Annotated in this window: 12 protein-coding genes; 11 read left to right on the top strand and 1 reads right to left on the bottom strand. The window is 42.6% G+C overall.

The genetic code is table 11. The annotated features are described in order from the left end of the window. Positions 1-177 precede the first annotated feature (177 nt). From LIN78_RS16235 to LIN78_RS16220, 4 genes are all read left to right on the top strand, one after another. Positions 178-927, top strand: a complete 750-nt coding sequence (locus LIN78_RS16235) for an electron transfer flavoprotein subunit beta/FixA family protein (RefSeq protein WP_227181996.1) — start codon at positions 178-180, stop codon at positions 925-927. Positions 928-929: 2 nt separating this feature from the next. Further along, positions 930-1,862 carry an electron transfer flavoprotein subunit alpha/FixB family protein gene (locus LIN78_RS16230; protein WP_227181928.1) on the top strand — a complete coding sequence of 311 codons (933 nt, stop codon included), beginning with the start codon at positions 930-932 and terminating at the stop codon, positions 1,860-1,862. Positions 1,863-1,945: 83 nt separating this feature from the next. Next, a complete protein-coding gene (locus LIN78_RS16225) occupies positions 1,946-3,262 on the top strand; it encodes a chorismate-binding protein (RefSeq protein WP_227181927.1) in 1,317 nt (438 codons plus the stop codon). A 249-nt stretch (positions 3,263-3,511) separates the two neighbouring features. Next, positions 3,512-4,120, top strand: a complete 609-nt coding sequence (locus LIN78_RS16220) for a helix-turn-helix domain-containing protein (RefSeq protein ID WP_227181926.1) — start codon at positions 3,512-3,514, stop codon at positions 4,118-4,120. Positions 4,121-4,352: 232 nt separating this feature from the next. Here the strand turns inward: LIN78_RS16220 and LIN78_RS16215 are convergent, their stop codons facing one another. Further along, entirely contained in the window at positions 4,353-5,099 is a 747-nt protein-coding gene (locus tag LIN78_RS16215) for a hypothetical protein (protein ID WP_227181925.1), read from the bottom strand. A gap of 637 nt (positions 5,100-5,736) precedes the next feature. Between LIN78_RS16215 and LIN78_RS16210 the strand changes: the two genes are divergently transcribed. From LIN78_RS16210 to LIN78_RS16180, 7 genes are all read left to right on the top strand, one after another. After that, positions 5,737-6,135, top strand: coding sequence for a hypothetical protein (locus LIN78_RS16210; RefSeq protein ID WP_227181924.1), 399 nt, complete (start codon positions 5,737-5,739; stop codon positions 6,133-6,135). Between the two features lie 870 nt (positions 6,136-7,005). Next, positions 7,006-8,436: an integrase domain-containing protein gene (locus LIN78_RS16205; RefSeq protein ID WP_227181923.1), complete on the top strand. Its 1,431-nt coding sequence runs from the start codon at positions 7,006-7,008 to the stop codon at positions 8,434-8,436. Between the two features lie 660 nt (positions 8,437-9,096). Continuing rightward, positions 9,097-9,441 (top strand): hypothetical protein, encoded by a 345-nt coding sequence (locus LIN78_RS16200; protein ID WP_227181922.1) that lies wholly within the window; start codon positions 9,097-9,099, stop codon positions 9,439-9,441. A 301-nt stretch (positions 9,442-9,742) separates the two neighbouring features. Beyond that, complete coding sequence (locus tag LIN78_RS16195) at positions 9,743-14,716, top strand: DEAD/DEAH box helicase (protein WP_227181921.1); 4,974 nt, start codon at positions 9,743-9,745, stop codon at positions 14,714-14,716. Between the two features lie 149 nt (positions 14,717-14,865). Beyond that, a complete protein-coding gene (locus LIN78_RS16190; RefSeq protein WP_227181920.1) occupies positions 14,866-16,062 on the top strand; it encodes a hypothetical protein in 1,197 nt (398 codons plus the stop codon). After that, a complete protein-coding gene (locus tag LIN78_RS16185; RefSeq protein ID WP_227181919.1) occupies positions 16,062-18,248 on the top strand; it encodes a hypothetical protein in 2,187 nt (728 codons plus the stop codon). Before LIN78_RS16190 ends, LIN78_RS16185 begins: the two co-directional genes overlap by 1 nt. Positions 18,249-18,290: 42 nt before the next feature. Next, complete coding sequence (locus LIN78_RS16180) at positions 18,291-18,485, top strand: hypothetical protein (RefSeq protein WP_227181918.1); 195 nt, start codon at positions 18,291-18,293, stop codon at positions 18,483-18,485. Positions 18,486-18,528: the final 43 nt, after the last annotated feature.

The following is an 18,528-nucleotide window of genomic DNA, read 5'->3' as shown; positions in this document are numbered from 1 at the left end:
AACAAGATTTAAGAACTCGAATAATCGGCCTATAAAAATAAGCACGTTCTAGATGGATTGATATTGGCATGAAATATCTCCTGCACTTTTTGCAGGTGAGCAAGCATTTAGCATCTTCGAAAGTTGGCGAATCGACGATGTGAAGTGGAAATCGAAATTAAAAAATGAGGATCCATGATGAAGGTTCTTGTGGCAGTAAAGCGGGTAGTTGATCCAAACGTAAATATCAGAGTGAAAGCGGATGGATCCGGTGTTGATATTGATAATGTGAAAATGTCTCCAAATCCATTTGATGAAACTGCAGTTGAGGCTGCGGTGCAATTAAAAGAAGCTGGAGTGGTTTCAGAAGTTGTTGTGGCTTCAATTGGATCACAGAAATCTCAGGATGTTATTCGCGCGGCACTGGCAATGGGGGCAGATAGAGGTATCCATGTTTCAACTGACGCGGATCTAGAGCCGTTGGCTATCGCGAAAGTTTTGAAACAGTTGGTGGAATTAGAGCAGCCAGACTTAGTATTTACAGGTAAACAAGCGATTGATGATGATAGTAACCAAACAGGTCAAATGCTTTCTGCTTTGCTTAACTGGAGCCAAGGAACCTTTACTTCAAAGTTATCTTTTGAAAATGATTGGGTGAATGTAACCCGTGAAGTGGATTCAGGACGAGAAACCATTGCGGTTAAATTACCTGCTGTACTGACTGTCGATTTACGTCTTAACTCTCCAAGATTTGCTTCCTTACCTGAGATTATGAAATCAAAAAAGAAGCCAGTCGAAACAAAAGAGCTAACTAGTTTTGATCTTCAATTGGATTCTAGATTCAAAGTACAGTTGGTATCTGCCCCTGAAACTAGAAATCAAGGCATCAAGGTGACTTCTGTGGATGAGTTGATTGCTGCCGCTAAACTAACAGCGAAAGGAAATTGAAAATGGCTGTATTAGTTATTGCCGATCATAACAATGTCGAGCTAAATGCGGCAACGAGAAATGCAGTCACTGCTGCACTTGAACTATCAAGCAATGTTTCCGTGTTAGTAACAGGTTATCAATGCCAAGCAGTTGTCGATCAAGTTGCAAAAATTGAAGGTGTTGGCCAAGTGCTTGTTGCCTCTCATCCTAGTCAGCAGCATTTCTTGGCAGAAAATCAGTCCTTGTGTATTTCATCCATCGCAAAGGAGTTTTCTCATGTGGTGGCCCCAGCTACCAGTATGGGAAAAAGTGTGATGCCACGAGTCGCTGCTCAGTTAGATGTACAGCAGATTACCGAAATCACAAAAATATTCGATGAAAATACTTTCGAACGTCCAATTTATGCTGGTAATGCATTTATTAAACTTGTTTCATCGGATGCAATTAAAGTCATCACAGTCCGCGCTACCAAGTTTGTCTCTGCTATAGATGGGAATAATGTGGCACCAACTAAGGATATTGAGGCAAATTTTGATGCTCAATTATCTAAATTTATCGGTGCTGAGTCTTCTAAGAGTGACAAAGTAGAGCTGACTACTGCCAAAGTAGTTGTGTCTGGTGGACGTGGCTTAGCATCTGAAGAAAATTTTGGGTTGATCCATCAATTAGCAGAAAAGCTAAATGCTGGGGTTGGCGCTTCCCGTGCTGCGGTAGATGCTGGTTTTGCACCTAGTGATTGCCAAGTTGGTCAAACAGGTAAAGTTGTTGCGCCAGATGTTTATATTGCGATTGGCATGTCTGGTGCTATTCAGCATCTGGCAGGCATGAAAGATTCCAAAATGATCATTGCAATTAATAAAGACCCTGATGCACCTATTTTCCAAGTGGCAGATATAGGAATGGTGGGCGATTTATTTGAAGTTGTACCGGAGATGATTGCTAAGTTAGCTTAAATGTAACTAACAAATCATCAGATAAAAGCCAGGCTGTTTCAGCTTGGCTTTTTTATTACAAAAGAGTTATTTGCGAGTTTGTGATGGATTTGCAGGTTTTAAGCCGGAAAATAAGCACAGATTTATCTTCCTCTGAAGTGTTCGAAAGAGTATTTTCATCCAGCCAGAATGCATTCTGGCTAGCTGCCAGCTCACAAGCGCAAGACCAGGCTTGTCGCTATTCTTACATGGGGAGCGATAATCATGGTGGCTACCTTGTTACTGAATTAAATGAACATCAATTAGCGATAGAGGATGACAGTGGGAAGAGGTTACTTAATACAACTATCCATGCGTTTATTGATGAACAAATCCATCTTGCCAATATTTGTGAGCATAACCTTCCATTTGAATTTATTGGCGGATTCGTTGGTTATGTTACCTACGAACGTGGACTTTCAGCTTGTAAACTAAACACCTCCCCATCCAAATATTACTACTCTAAGTATGTATATACGCCAAGAACGATTGTCTACGATCATCTAGAAAATGCAATTTATGTTATTTCGTTACAGGAAAAAGAGCGTACAACGACCCCGTTTGATCTCTGGTGTGAAGAAGTACTAAGTAAACTTAATCAACCCCCTCGTGATAACTATTACTGCAAGAAATTTTCATATTCCTTGGAAGAACTAGAAAGCGGCTTAATCATTGGTAGAGATGAGTATTTTAATAAACTACTGGCATGCAAAGATTTTCTTGAAGAAGAGCAGATATTGGAGGTATTTCTTTCCAATTCACTATTTCTAGATGCAGGAGGCATCACTGAGGATAGTTATTTTTATATTTTTAAAATGCTAATAGAAGGTGGCAAAGAAAGATCTTCTGCATTTATGCAATTTAATGGCTTAGGGATATTGAGTATCTCTTCCGATGTTTTTTTTGAGTGTACTGATAAACAGCTGAAGATTTCTCCAATCTCTCAAAAATTACCTCCGTATGACTGGTGTGTCACAGCGGATCACAGCCGATATTGTTTAGCAGAAGAGAATATGCCTCTTGTTACTCCTGTTATGGATTTTTTTTATCAGTTACTTCCCGTTTGTTCGGTAACTGGAAGCTCAAAATATAAAGTCATAAAAAAGCTGAAACAACTAGAGTTGCTTCCGAGAGGTATTTATATAGGGTGCCTTGGTTACGTTTCTCTCAATGGTAATGTTAACTTTAGTGTAGCGAGCAATACTGCTTTTATCCAAGACGGTACCTGTCAAATAGGTGTTGGAAGTAGGGTAACCGCGCATACGGACTTAGTCTTTTCATACGATGAAATGTTGTATAACGGCAAACCTCTCTATGACGTTTTGAGAGCAAATTTTGAAAATGCCAACAAGCGGCATGGCATCCGAAGAGCAGAAAACTAAAAGTAGTGAGCGTTTCATAAATAGATTGCCGGTCTCCTTTTTTGAGAGTGGACTAGGTGCTTCCTAAATGATTTCTTCTCGTAAAAATGTCATACACCCGTCTAGTTTTGTCCAATGATGTCTCTAAATTTGCTAAAATGAATTTTATACAAATAAAAAATATGATCGTTAGTATTTTTATTATGAGTAAATAATTTCTATCATTTTGTTCTGTAAACAAATGATTGCCATGTTGTTTATGGAGGTTAAATGGCGAAAGATACAAATGAGAGCAGCAATCTAAATGTACACACTGTTTTGGATGATGGTTCGACTTCACTTGGTGAGGAAGTCAGAAAACTTAGAAAAGCACGTGGCAAGTCGTTGTTATTTGTAGCAACTGCCATTGGTCGATCTGTCAGTTTTGTTAGCCAAGTTGAGCGTGGTCAAGCGGAACCCTCTATTGCAGATCTGAAAGCCATTGCTAAAACGTTGGGTGTTCCATTTGGCTGGTTTTTTCTATCAGAAGCGACACCAAACATAGAAAGAGGCAAAATTGTACGTTCAGATGTGAGGAGGAAATTGGGCACAGTAACGGATGGATTAATTGAAGAATTACTTTCCCCAAATATTGGTGGGGGATTTGAAATGTTTCTCAGTACATTTGAACCTGGCGCATCTCTTACTGAACCGACCACCCGTGCAACAGAAGAAGAGGGTTATGTTGTGTCAGGGTGTTTAAATTTATGGATTGATGAACAATTCTTTCAAGTAAGCGCCGGAGATAGTTTTCGTATCGCTAATCAATCATTTCGATGGGATAACCCTCACAATGCAGAGGCTGTCGTCGTGTGGGTTATCGCTCCACCTGTTTATTAGTGGAAGTTGGCTGATGCAAAAGGGGATTAATCTCAAGAGTTATCCACAAATTTTGTGGAGAAGTATCCTTAAAATTTAGGAATGCCTATTAAAAACATGCGCTCAGGTGACGTGCCTATTTTTTGATCAGTCCATCGGCTTTCGCTAACACAAGATCTTTTATTCGGCTAGTTGTTAGTCACTGACTTCTCTCTCGAATTGAAAAGCATGTCAACGATGAGATTTTCTTGCTTCATCCCACGTCCAGAACCAATGTTGATTCTGTCATTTCTGCGTAAAAGACTTGAATCGCGTAGAAATTGACCTTGCTCCATGTTGCGCTGCAACAAGAGAAAGTAGATCTTTTTCCCTGCACCCCTGTGTTTTTGAAAGTATCCTTGAGGACTTTATCGTAATCAATTTCTGATTCTGCTAAACCAAATACTGTATGACATAACGCACTACATACATCGAATAGACCACTTTCAGGTATAAACCAGCTTTGCTTTAATAAAGCGATATCGAAACCAGTAATATTGAAAATCAAATCCTTAAATCGTTCGAAAAACAAATCCTTTTGTGATAAACGATTAAATACTAGAAATATTTTTTCTACATCTACACCGTTAGCTATTAGCGTTGCAGCGGTCTTAATTGAGTCGATCCCTTGTTTGGCATCACTTGAAACTGGAATAATAAATCGGTCTACTCCATCTAAAATTCCTTCGTATTTGTTGAATGCTTCTAATAATGCCTTTAGGTCAGAAGCTCCAACATCTAATACAAGATTTTCTTCGAAAGCAACCTTTTCATAGATTGTTTCAATTATAAACATGTCTGCCTTTTCCAAAACAAGGTTTTTATCAGAATTAGAAACCGACTGTATATGGTTAGTAGACTCTAGATGTATTGGATTCACACCTAAATATGGTCCAAACAAATTATTTGCAATTGTTGTTTTTCCTACGTTTCCAGAAAAACCTAAAATAGCAACAATCACGATTTATCTCCTTTTAGTAAAGATGTATTTGCAACTTTCGGCATAAAAGCTTTCATGCGTTCATATTTAGCGCGATTTTCTCTTTGTATCTGCGACCCATCGCCTAATTAATTTTGCTAAGCAAGTCATGTCCTCTCCGGCTATTAACTTCATTAGGGGGAGGGGGGGTCGGAGTAGGCTGATTTATCGGTTCAGAAATGCATTTGACTGACTCGATTAAATTCGATGGTATCGGCAAACCCTCAGATTCCTCTGATCTTGAGTCCATTTGTGGGACAAATTCTGAGTTGTACTGGGTCCTAATTTTTCGAATATAACCTGCAGAAATAGATAGCCCTTTCTCCCGAATCGACAAAACAGCATCATTGCTGGATAACTCTAGGGGTATATCCAAAACCAGTTTCACCAGGGGTGTTTTTCGTTCGATTCCTTTGCATATCGCACCAATTGATCGCAACGAGATAGGGTCATCTAGAGATGCTTGGATATCCTTTAACGTAAGTCCCGACCGTCTCAAAGCTCTGCACCGCTCTTTGGCCGACTCCAAAATTTTTTTATACATTCCAAAATCCCGATATACACATAACAATTTTTCCAGAATTTCAATTTCTATGAGCTGAGTTATTAGGCCTTAAATGTGCCAAATTCCAGAAAATGGACAGATTTTGAAAAAAAGATAATCGACTTTGCCGATCTAGATGCACCCTTTACCGATTTAGATACAGGCTTTGCCGATCTAGATGCACCCTTTGCCGATTCAGATACAGGCTTTGCCGATCTAGATGCACCCTTTGCCGATTCAGATACAGGCTTTGCCGATCTAGATGCACCCTTTGCCGATTCAGATACAGGCATTGCCGATTTAGATGCACCCTTTGCCGATTCAGATACAGGCTTTGCCGATCTAGATGCACCCTTTGCAGATTTGGATGCAGGTATTGCCGATTTAGATGCACCCTTTGCAGATTTAGATACAGGCTTTGCAGATTTAGATACAGGCTTTGCGGGATTAACTTGCCTGTTAATAAAAGATTGAAACCCCCAGCGGAGTGGTGGGCCTCCAATTTTCGTTATAGGGGGCAATAGCGGTCCTTAATCGATGCATAACACATTGCTATTTCCCCACGTCGCTGTTGTTGCAGAGGCTCAAATTTGCATCCTTTAAACTATTTTCTAGGGGTGGGTAGGCGAAGATGAACCATAAGTTCCACCAGAGAGAATCCTGCCACCCCTGATGGATACTGGGATAGAAGGCTGATTTAACTTGTGAAAGTAGGGTGAATAAAAAGGTTAAACCAAAAAAGCCTATTGACATATCGAACAAACCTGAATTACATTTCTAACCATCATGAGCGCCAATTTTTCTCAATCATGGTCTAGTAGGCAGCAGCCTTCATTTCTTAAAGTCTCATAAGAGACACCTTGGCAACGGTACAGACCGTTCCCACAGCTAGGAACACCTAGCATCCAAGCCGCCAAAGTTAATTCTCTGGTAAGGCTAGTTGCGTAAGACAGATATCCGTCTGTTGGAATCACGCACACCTAAGCGACACCTCTTTTTTTTACCAATCTGTTTTTGGTTCCTCGATTTCGCGATTAATGCGATCAATGTCCTTAGTCAGCGTCCCGCTGATGAAACGCATTGCAGAGGTAAGCCGTGACACCCTTGGCAGGGGGTGTATCGGACGCGGCAACGACCAAAATTATTAAATGAAGAATGCAAGCCCATCGATCTATCGATGCCGAAAGGACGACCCGCAAGGTTGTGGAAAAGCGCTTTAACGAAAAAGCGAATCCGATTTTGTAAAAGTCAGCAGTGAACGAAGTACAGACAGGTAATACCTCCGTAACCATCGGGCCAGGCGCGGCAAAAGATGGAAATCCAAACCAAATATTGAAAAATTAAATGGAAGATAAAGACTGGAAAAAACAGCTGTCGGAGCTGTTGCGCCAAAATAACCTGTGGCGAAAAGCTGGTAAAGGCAGGGTCTCGTTTGAGACTGCAGATGGGCGGGCAAAAACCCTTTTCCATTGTTTTGCTTGGCTTCGCCAAAACGGGTACAAGGTAATGCCAAAGAACCTGGATGTTCGCCACATCGATGCAATTGTTGAAATGCTCCGCAATTCTGATTACTCGCCATCCTACCGCCAAAATTACCTATCGAGAATTCGCACCTTTGCTCAGTGGATTGGCAAACCTCACATTATTAAAGAAACGACTACCTATTTCCAAGACCAACCGGACCTAATTAAACGTAGTTATTGCGCTACTGTTGAGAAAACGTGGGAAGGGAAGGGGATTGATGCGGAAAAGATAATTGCCGAGGTGGATCAATATGACTCTTATATCGGAATGCAATTAAGAGTGGCCTTTGCATTTGGTGCGCGGCGGAAAGAGTGCATTATGTTTCGACCATTGGAGTCTATTAATCTTGAGGAAGGTATTGTTACTATTTGGCGAGGTACTAAAGGTGGAAAATTAAGAGAAGTTAAAATAGTCACGGATCAGCAAAAAGAAATGGCGGTGACGTTAATTGAATTTGCAAAGAAGAATCGTGGGGCACTATCCAATCAGGATTTAAGATTAGATGTTGCGATACAGCGATATAAATATGTAATGCATAAATTTGGTATTACCAAAAAGTCGCTAGGGATAACATCTCATGGATTACGTCATCAATTTCTTATTAATCGATTTGAAGACCTTTCTGGTATTCCAGCGCCGATTCGCTATATTCCAAAGATTGTGGATATTCCGCAAAAGATTGCGTCTGACAATCAGGAAGATTTACTAGAAAAGATCGAGCAGTTAAAAGAAAGTGATCCGTCTGTTGCTGCTCAATTGAACCTGATTCGCCTTTTTCATATTCCGGCTAAGTTGGTGGTCAGATTTAAGCCCTCGCAATCAGTCAATGCAGAAATGACGCATTTCCTTATTGAAAATCCTGATACCGGTTTTAAGACTAGGTATGTTATTGACTCACCAGAAAAGCTAGCTGCATTTACACAGTCGCTAATTGTCGCGGGAAATCAATCTGGGTTTGTAAGGGAGAGGAGATTTAACCCTTACTCTGCGTGGCTTCATCTTCATAATATCCGCAAAAAGTTGGGAATTCATTTAAAGGCGATGAAAGCGGAGGAAATTGGTCCAACACTTCCAGTTATTTTGCCGGAGATGAGTTTTGCTGAAGCAAAAAGAATTGCGGCTGAAGAGGTGGATTTGGTGAGAAGGGCGCGGCAGATTACTTCAGCAGAAGCTGGCCATGTTCGGATATCGATTACGGCGGCTTACTGTGGTGGTTTCCGGAGTTATGTGCCTAGGAAGCGTGGCTTTTAGGCATTGAAAATGGAACCACTCGCTATAACGCTTATTATGGCGAGTGGTTTTTGATGAACAAGTCAATGGTGTAGGCTGTATCATCCATCTATAGTCCAAGGCTGCTAAGGGTAATTCGTCCTTCAAAAGAAATGTTGCCTATAGGATTAAAAGGCCAGCGCCACCTCGAGCAAAGTATTGCCAAATGCGTCAGATGCCAATTTAACCTGTCCTGGCAAAAGTAGACACACCATCTCTTAATTGTGTTGCTGCTTTTTTGCTGAATTCAAGTGTGTAAACAGATGGTGCTACGAAACCAGACCATCCCCATGTTGCGACACCCGCAGACAGGGGAAGCCAAAAGTGTGCTGCCAGAAGCTCTCTTCTAGAAAGTTTGAGTATCAATATGCATTTTCGTACCTGACTTCTGGGTCATGAAATAAAATGCATATTTTGTATGGTATATGATTAAAGTCATGTTAGATCGAATCTACATCATGTGCTTAACTATTGGCATAGGCATCATGGTATTTGGATCTGTGCTCATTTTTGGGCATTAACTTCTTGGTGTGCCTAAGGGCTTGGCCCAAAGGGGCATTCTAGTTATACGAATCCAAAGAAATACATTTTTTTCTCAAATCACACGTGTGATTAAGACTAATTGAAAAATATGAGGCAAACATGGGGCAAGCAAAGAACCGTGGAAGTAAAGAGCAGCGAATTGCCGATGCATTGGGATTAAAAAGAGTATCTCTTTCAGACTTAAAGATCAGGCTTGGCTTACCAGAAAATGCATCATTTCTTGGCTATGGCATTCACAATGTAGAAAAGGACGAGTTTCTGTCTCGCTTTGAGGAAACTGCAGATGCGATCATGCGAACTTGGGGAAAAACTCCTGAGCTGGCAATTTCATATGCCGAGTTTGATGATGCTTATACAGTGTCTCGCAAGTGTAAGGAAGCGATTGTGGTTGGTATGTTCGACACTGGTACTCAAATTTATGTTGCAAGTGTCACCGGAGATTAGTCCAACATGGTTCTTCGTTGGGGCAATTCAATAGTCGATTCTTGATGACTTCTAGACTGCTCTTGCCATTTTTGCATTTAACTCACCACTTGTGTCGACATGCCAACTTTACGAAGTGATTTGTCTAGTCCGCATAGACTTGAATAAACCGTCTGATCGACATAGTAGCATAACGCTGGGTTGCAACGTTTATGTAGCCAGCGCTTATACTAGCCAAGCATAGTCCAACTAACGTGCATGCTACAATCAGATAGTTTCCTGCCAATCCGTGGCATTCCAAGAATACCGAGATATTACGTCCATGAGTTCTCTTCAAAACTTACTAAATACATTCAGAACTACAGCCAAAACAGAACGAGAAAAAGGCACCTACTTTGAACGTTTGGTACAAATGTATCTGCGCAATGAGCCAAAGTATCAAGACCTCTACCAGCAGGTCTGGATGTGGGAAGAGTGGAGAGCCGATTGGATTGCAAAAGGCAATCAAGACCCCGGAAAAGATACCGGAATTGATCTGGTAGCGCTTACTCATCTAGGCGAGTTTCATGCCATTCAAGCAAAGTTTTGGGATGAAGATCGTACCTTGTATAAGAAGGATGTGGATTCATTTTTCACTGCATCGGGTAAGAAACCCTTTACTTACCGTGTGATCGTTTTCTCGACCGATAAGCTTAGTGACAACCTCAAAGATGCGCTGATTGATCAGACGCCTCCTGTGACGACGATTGCCCTTGCTGATTTGGAAAATAGCAAGATTGATTGGGAACAAACATTTTCTCAAGCACAACCAACACCTAGCCTCAAGCTAACTAAGAATCTTCGTCCCTATCAGGAAACTGCAATCCATAATGTCACACAGGGTCTGGTTAATGCAGACCGTGGCAAGCTAATTATGGCATGCGGGACAGGCAAAACCTTCACTGCACTACGCATGTCCGAAAAAATGGCAGGCAAAGGTGGAAGAGTTCTATTTCTAGTGCCATCGCTTAACCTGCTTTCTCAGACATTGACCGAGTGGACTCAAGAGTCTGCTTTTCCTCTGCACAGCTACGCAGTTTGCTCTGATAGTGAAGTTGGCAAAAAGCGAGGCAAAGGGGATGATGATTTTCAGTTACTGGCGCATGAGCTTCAATATCCAGCAACTACGAATGCCAAACAGCTTGCCAAGGCTTTCCTGTCCAGAGAGGACAGCGAACACATGAGTGTGGTGTTTTCTACCTACCACTCGATTGAAACGATTTCCGAGGCGCAGAAGCTGCATCAACTGCCTGAATTTGATTTGATTGTTTGCGATGAAGCGCACCGAACTACAGGGGCAACCTTCGAAGGAGAAGAAGAGTCTAACTTCGTCAAAATCCACAACTCTGATTTCATCAAGGGAACCAAGCGAGTCTATATGACCGCAACCCCACGGGTGTATGGCGTTCAGGCAAAAGCAAAGGCGGAGAACGATAGTATTGAGCTTTACTCAATGGACAAGCCAGAATACTTTGGCGAAACACTGCATACAATCACCTTCTCCGAAGCTGTCCATAATCTACAAGTCCTGTGCGATTACAAGGTAATTGTGCTGACGATCAGTGAGGACCATATCAGCAAGAGCCTGCAAAAGCTGCTGGCTGATGAAGACAACAGTCTGCGAGTGGCTGATGCTGCAAAAATCGTTGGTTGCTGGCGAGCCTTGTCCAAAATGGACTCGCAGGAAGACCTAGAGTTTGATCCAGAGCCGATGAAACGAGCGGTAGCGTTTGCGCAGGTCATTGAACTCAACCAAGGTTCCAGAACCCACAAGGTCAGTTCAAAGCACATTGCTGCCATGTTCCAAAAGGTTGTGGATGCCTACCGTGAAGAACTGAAAAACGACTTTGATACCCCTGATGAAATCAGTAACCTGATGTGTGAAGCAAGGCACGTTGATGGTGGCATGGGCGCTGGTGAAAAGAATCAGGCATTAGATTGGCTTAAAGCGGAAACCCCTGAGAGCACTTGCCGGATTCTCTCCAACGTTCGTTGCCTTTCAGAAGGAGTGGATGTTCCAGCCCTTGATGCCGTCCTGTTCCTAACCCCGCGAAATTCACAAGTAGATGTGGTGCAGTCCGTTGGTCGGGTTATGCGTAAAGACCCGAAGGGCAAGAAGAAACTGGGTTACGTGATCTTGCCAGTGGTGATTCCCGCTGGCGTTACTCCAGAAGAAGCCTTGAACGACAATAAGACATATAAGGTCGTTTGGGAGGTTCTTCAAGCCTTGCGTTCACATGATGATCGTTTTGATGCGATGATCAACAAGCTAGATTTAACTGGGCAAGACCCCGCCAAGATGGAAGTGATTGCTGTCACCGATAATATTAATCGTCGAAGCAAATCAGCCAAGGATGACCAGAAGAAGGGTAAAAATACAGACAGTCTGGGCAAGAGCAGTAAGAAAAAGGGAAAAGATACTGGCGGCGATAAGCAGTTGGAACTTGCCATGGAGTTTGGCGAGATCGAACGTGCAATTATTGCCAAGGTCGTTCAGAAGGTTGGTAATCGCCTGTACTGGGACGAATGGGCAAGTGATATTGCTCGAATCGCACAAACGCATATCAGCAGAATTACCGCCATTCTGGACACCCCAGAAAACACCGCAGAAATCGCTGCTTTTGACCAATTCCTTGATGAAATTCAGGACGATCTGAACGACAGCATTACCCGTGCCGAAGCTATTGAAATGCTGGCGCAGCACATCATCACCAAACCTGTGTTTGATGCGCTGTTTGAAGGTTACAGCTTCACCAACCACAACCCTGTATCCGTTGCCATGCAAGGGGTACTGGATGTTCTGGATAAGCACAACCTAGACAAGGAAGCAGACACGCTTACCAAGTTCTATGAGAGCGTGCGGATGCGTGCAGCAGGTATTACTGAGGTCCGAGCCAAGCAAAAAATCATCGTTGAACTCTACGACAAGTTCTTCAGAAACGCTTTCCCACGACTAGTTGAAAAGCTGGGGATTGTCTATACGCCCGTGGAAGTGGTGGATTTCATCATTCACAGCATCAATGACGCCCTGCAACAAGAGTTTGGGCAAACCCTTGGCGACAAGGGGGTGCATATCATTGACCCCTTCACAGGCACCGGCACCTTCATCACCAGACTTCTGCAAAGTGGGTTGATCAGTAAGGACCAGCTTGCCTACAAGTACCAGCAGGAAATTCACGCCAATGAGATTGTCTTGCTGGCTTACTACATCGCCGCTATCAACATTGAGCAGGTTTATCACGACATTATGGACGGTGAATATGTCCCGTTCAGTGGTATTTGCCTGACTGATACCTTTGCCCTGCATGAAAAGGAAGACTTGGTCAGTGCTGTGCTGACTGACAACAGCGAACGTAGGAAGCGGCAGAAGAACTTGGATATTCGGGTCATCATGGGTAATCCACCCTATTCGGCTTGGCAAACCAGTGCCAACGATAACAATGCCAATGTGGAATACCCATCATTGGATTGCAGCATTAGACGCACATACGCAGAGGCGTCCAAGGCAACCAATAAGAATGCACTATATGATAGTTATATCAGGGCAATTCGCTGGGCGAGTGACAGGATTGGTGAAAGTGGAGTCATCGGTTTTGTCAGCAATGCAGGGTTTGTGGAAGCGAATACTGCTGATGGACTAAGAAAGTGCCTTGCCGAAGAGTTCAGTACCATCTACATCTTCCATTTGCGTGGGAATCAGCGCACTTCTGGCGAGCTGTCCAAGCGAGAAGGTGGGAAAATTTTTGGCAGTGGTAGCCGAGCACCTATCGCTATCAGCATCCTGATTAAAAATCCCCAAGCCAAGGAACACGGGAAAATTCTGTTCCACGACATTGGCGATTATTTGAGCCAGCAGGAAAAGTTGGAGCAAATAGAAACCTTCCGGAGCATTCAAGGCATCACAGAAGCGAATGGATGGCAGCCTATTACCCCTGACCAACACCATGACTGGATTAACCAGCGGGATGATAGTTTTGGGGAACACATTAGCCTTGGCGACAAGAAAGATAAGGCTAGCTCGGTTCTATTTGAGAACTACTCTTGTGGAATTCAAACTAATAGGGATGCTTGGTGTTACAACTCGTCCCACGACGAAGTCTCTCGTAACATGAAGCGGTTTGTTGATTTCTATAATGGCGAAGTTGATCGTTATCAGTTGGCATGTTTAGCAACTCCCAATACAGCAGAGCATCCGAAAATTGAAGACTTTGTAAGCAACGACAACACCAAAATAAAGTGGTCTAGCAGCCTTCTGCCACGAGTAGAGCGAGGTGCTAAGCAAACTTACAGCCCAGACAGGTTAATCCCAAGTCAATATCGCCCTTTTTCTAAACAGTGGCTTTATTTTGATACTGTTTTTAACCACAGACCTTACCAAATGCCCAGAATTTTCTCGTCTGGCAGAGCTGAAAACCTAGTGATTTGTGTAACAGGAAGAGGTGCAACAAAAGATTTTTGCGCGTTCGTCTCCAGCATTGTTCCAGACCTTGAAATGGTATCAAAGGGGCAATGTTTCCCATTTAAGCTCTACGAAGTAAACAACGTTGAAGATGACCAACAGGACAGCCAAGGCTCACTGAATTTTGCGGCAGCTTCTGAGGCCACAACCAAATACACTGTCAAAGATGGCATTACGGATGCTGGGTTGGCACACTTCCAAGATGCCTACCCCAGCGAACAAATCAGCAAGGAAGACCTGTTTTATTACGTTTACGGACTACTCCATTCCGAAGATTACAAGAGCCGCTATGCCGACAACCTGACCAAGGAACTTCCAAGAATTCCACGGGTGAAAACTGCTGCTGATTTCTGGGCTTTCTCCAAGGCAGGAAGAGCATTGGCGGACCTGCATATCAACTATGAAACGGTTGATCCTTATCCTATTCAGTATCAAGGTGGAAATCTCCTGATTAACAGCCTTACTGCGGAAGATTTCAGGGTTCAGCAGATGAAGTTCGCCAAGGGCAAGAATGGTGAAAAGCACGACAAGAGCACCGTCATCTACAACCACAAAATCACCATGACCGGCATTCCAGTTGAAGCCTACAACTATGTGGTGAATGGCAAACCAGCGTTGGAGTGGGTTATCGAACGGCAAGCGGTTTCAGAACACAAAGACAGCGGAATTGTGAATGATGCCAACCTTTGGGCGACTGAGACCATGAATGATCCAGCCTATCCGCTGAAACTCTTCCAAAGAGTCATCACAGTAAGCCTGAAAACGCTGGAAATCGTGAAAGCACTGCCGAGGCTATGATTAAGAGTAGGTTAGTATGTAGGCAAACTACTGCCGGCAGCATGCTTCGTAAGGTGAAAGTGCTGTTTTATTTTATCAATACACTCTCATCATAACCCCACATGACTCAGTCTGTAAGCGTGAGATAAATTGGAGAAAGAAGGGCTAGCATGATTAATTTTCCTAAGACCATCACAATTGAGGCATGCGAAAAAACCATCGCTGACATCATAAATGGAAAGAGTGCGAGTGTATTGAGGTTACCTGTAGGCACAACTGGATATGCAAGCTCATTCGGAGGATTGGCGAGTGCCATTCAAGTCATAAATACGTGGGCACGTCTCAGTGATACAAGAGCACTTGCATTAAACAAAAGCGTATCCAACGATGAAATCGAAGATTTGATTAAAAAGCCTCATAAGTTTGTGGCAGCGATGTTTGCAAAGTCGATCTCGCTAACAAATAAGCCAGAAAATGACTTGAAGCTGTTTGTAAATACTGCAGCTAGGAAGGCTATTGAAGATCAAGCACAAAGCCCTTTTGGTCAAAAGCGTGGGGGATTATGTTGGTTCGCGTTTGTAGATCACAGTTCAAAAGGATTTGACCCCAACTTTTACATAGCAAAATCAGAGTCAATTCCAGTACCTCGACAGCCAGATCAATTTAATGCACTAATTCAAAAGATGGTCGGTCAGGCATTAGTTGCACCCGGAGCGGGAAAGAAGATTGCTGCTAATGATATGGATGCACTTGGCCGAATTTTTTATGAGCTTTTCCTGAATACGCATGAACATGGTTCCCGAGATAGCTCTCGCGGAACATGGTTAAAACCCGGCGTTCGTATCGTTTATGTTCAAGGGGTAAACCTCCGCAAGAGTAGCGCAGGAGGGAATGTCGAATATCAGCCAAATCTATCGAATTACCATGAAACTGTTGCAAGAAAGTATCCCGATGAGCGGCAAATTCGCTTCATGGAAATCGGTATCGTAGATTCTGGCCTTGGTTATTGCGATCGATGGTTGGCAGATCAAAATATCAGTGAAGGGTTTACAGAAATATCAATCGAAGATGAATACAGCATATTCAAGAAGTGTTTTAACTTTAGGCAAAGTTCCACTTTGAAAGACAGTAAAGGTAATGGATTACCTGTGGTGATGGATAGGTTGACGAGACTTGGTGGTTTTATGCGCATACGTAGTGGCCGACTTGGCCTATTTCGTAATTTTATATCGTCACCTTATGAGTCTGATAAGTCGCCTGAATTTTTTGATTGGGAATCAAACGATGTGGCAGATATAAACGTAACCTCTATGCCAAGGGCATGTGGAGTGGCTATCAGTATGTTAATTCCATTGGAGGCAAAATAATGAGTGACTATTTTGCCTTTAGATTTTCTGAGCCTCAAAATAAAGCTCGGACAAGTCTTGCTATTTTTTTTGTCTCAAATATTAGATTGGATGTGATCTCCAAAGCGTTAAAAATGGATGTTACGGAAAATCTTGTTCCGAAAAATGTATATCTAATTTCATTGGAAAATTGCTTAATTACTTTGCCTAACTGTAAGGCTGATTCGACGTTTGCCAGTGAGTTTGATTCGTACGTCGGTGATATTAATCAACGCTTATTTTGTTTATCAGTAGATATAGATGGGAAATTCAAAGACTGTACTGGTAGGGCTATTGAGGAGGATCTAAGCGCCACCCTCCTTCATGAAGGAATGGATGCAATTTTTAAGCAGCGTAGTGGTTTGGTGGTATCTAACCACGGCTATCATTTTGCAAAACCATCCGGTGATCATTGTAATAGCTTCATTCGAGCATCCAATCTTCTAGTTTCTGGTGTTGAGGTTGCTTTTCTTGCACTATCTTTGCTGCCATTTATGCGAAAGGACTTGAAACGTATCTATGTTGATTCCTCATCTATTTCATATTTAATTAGCGTAGCAATTCAGCTTTATCATAATTTTGACTCTGGATTTCCTGCAATTGAAAGTTTTGCATCCTATGCAGTGTTAAATGAGCAGTTTGATTTTGTAGAAGATGATAGTTCCTTATTATTTATTTCCGCCACAACCAGTGGTTCTCTTGCAAATAAGTTGCTCAATAAAACTTTATTTACAAATGAGCAAGTTATAACACTTTTTCATGTAAATTTACCGCCCGGCCAGCGTGGCGTTTTTGAGGTTGCAGCAGAGGTCGGAGAAAAGTTGGTATCTGGTAAAGCTTCAGATTGTGAGTTTTGCAAACAAGGTTCAAAACTGATACGCATTGCCGGAGATCAGTTTCTTCCGGAAAATCCGAAACACGAACTTTTAATAATAAAGAAGACCGATTTTAATAAGGATAGGCAGGGTTTCTTCAGACAGTTTGCCGCTCAGAATGTTCTTAAATGGAATATCGCGGTGAGGTCCACTGAAGAGTTTAATGAGCACTTTTACATCGATGTAAAGGAGGCATTGGCGCTTAAATTGGAACCGTTTTGGAGTGAGCTTGATAAATACGTTAAGAGATACTTATCAAGAGACCTTAGAACTGTAATCTATTTTGATGACGCGGGCTCGCAGGCATTGAAAGACAAGGTTAAGGAGTACTTTACTAGTGAGGATAACTCTGTTAATTGGGTGAAGTACGGTGATTTAACAGAAGTTATGATGAAGGATGCCTCTTCAGTCATCGTGTTGGTTGGCGCAATTACATCGGGGCGAAGTTTGTTGGCAATTTCAAGAAAATTGCGATGTATTCATGAATCCTCCACCATAACCTACTTGGTTGCATTCTCGAAAATGCCTAACGGTGATGCATTCGAGCAGCTAAGAAAAGACCTTTCTCAAGGTGGGCATTTCTTGGCGGTTCTCAATCATTGTAGGATGCCGCGAGTAAAAGAGTACACAAAAACCGCATGGGACTCAGAGCGGGAGTGTTTGCAACCGTTTGGTGATGATGATCCTTTTGGCAGCGACATTAAAAACCTTCCAGATATTTTTTCTGGGCGCTTGAGTTTGTTGGTGGGCAACTCATTTGATTCTAACAATTTATTTCTGCCAACCAGCTCGGGAAAAGTCTTAACACTTCGACAGACGTTTGCGTTTTGGTCAGATTTTGGGTTCGATGCAAAAAGATTAAGCAAGTCCACACAAGCAGATGTCTATTGGACCGTGCAATCAGTGTTACACGATCTAAGGAACGCATCTGAAAATAACGGATTAGCAACCTCTTACCATACGACTCTAATTAGTCCTGCCAATTTTGACAGATACAACGACGGGGTTATTCAATCTTGCCTGCTACGTGCGGCTCGCCCAGTTGAGATGGACTATCGAGTCGATCATATTTTTAGCCGTCAGATGACTGATGTAATTTTGTCAGTACTTCGCAACTGGGATAATGAGCAGGGCGAGGCGGCTCTTGAGTTCTTAATGGCACTTTGGACTCAGCGTCTTCGTGTAGAGGATGGACACTTGCGAGAGATACTTGAAGTTAAAGAGGATTGCATGACCGATGACTTAAAATTTCTTTTTGCCCGTCTTGAGGAAAAGTTGGAACCTGTGCAATGAACCCTTTGCAACACTCGCTACATCGAGAAATTAGTAACGACAATGGCTCCCCACGCATGTTATGCAATTAACTTTGGTTTAGAAGTCAGTTTACTGCATGCTTATCTGTCGTCTAATGTGAACCAGATTGCACATGAAACAGGCTACCGCTATCACTATATGATGGTGTTAGAGAGCAACCCAATTGAAGGTGCTCACACCACTGGCGATGTGTTGAAGCTGATTGAGGCTTTGTGATTAACATAGGATGGTCGAGGAAGCGACTAGAAGGTTGTTAAAG

The organism is Leeia speluncae, from assembly GCF_020564625.1.
GTDB lineage: Bacteria > Pseudomonadota > Gammaproteobacteria > Burkholderiales > Leeiaceae > Leeia > Leeia speluncae.
Note: the sequence above shows the minus strand (reverse complement) of the source record. Positions and strands in the feature narration are given on the sequence as shown.

Coding starts and splice junctions, on each gene's coding strand:
- LIN78_RS16235 (WP_227181996.1), top strand. CDS start 178: ATGAAGGTTCTTGTGGCAGTAAAGCGGGTAGTTGATCCAAACGTAAAT.
- LIN78_RS16190 (WP_227181920.1), top strand. CDS start 14,866: ATGATTAATTTTCCTAAGACCATCACAATTGAGGCATGCGAAAAAACC.
- LIN78_RS16225 (WP_227181927.1), top strand. CDS start 1,946: ATGGATTTGCAGGTTTTAAGCCGGAAAATAAGCACAGATTTATCTTCC.
- LIN78_RS16200 (WP_227181922.1), top strand. CDS start 9,097: ATGGGGCAAGCAAAGAACCGTGGAAGTAAAGAGCAGCGAATTGCCGAT.
- LIN78_RS16180 (WP_227181918.1), top strand. CDS start 18,291: ATGGCTCCCCACGCATGTTATGCAATTAACTTTGGTTTAGAAGTCAGT.
- LIN78_RS16230 (WP_227181928.1), top strand. CDS start 930: ATGGCTGTATTAGTTATTGCCGATCATAACAATGTCGAGCTAAATGCG.
- LIN78_RS16195 (WP_227181921.1), top strand. CDS start 9,743: ATGAGTTCTCTTCAAAACTTACTAAATACATTCAGAACTACAGCCAAA.
- LIN78_RS16185 (WP_227181919.1), top strand. CDS start 16,062: ATGAGTGACTATTTTGCCTTTAGATTTTCTGAGCCTCAAAATAAAGCT.
- LIN78_RS16220 (WP_227181926.1), top strand. CDS start 3,512: ATGGCGAAAGATACAAATGAGAGCAGCAATCTAAATGTACACACTGTT.
- LIN78_RS16205 (WP_227181923.1), top strand. CDS start 7,006: ATGGAAGATAAAGACTGGAAAAAACAGCTGTCGGAGCTGTTGCGCCAA.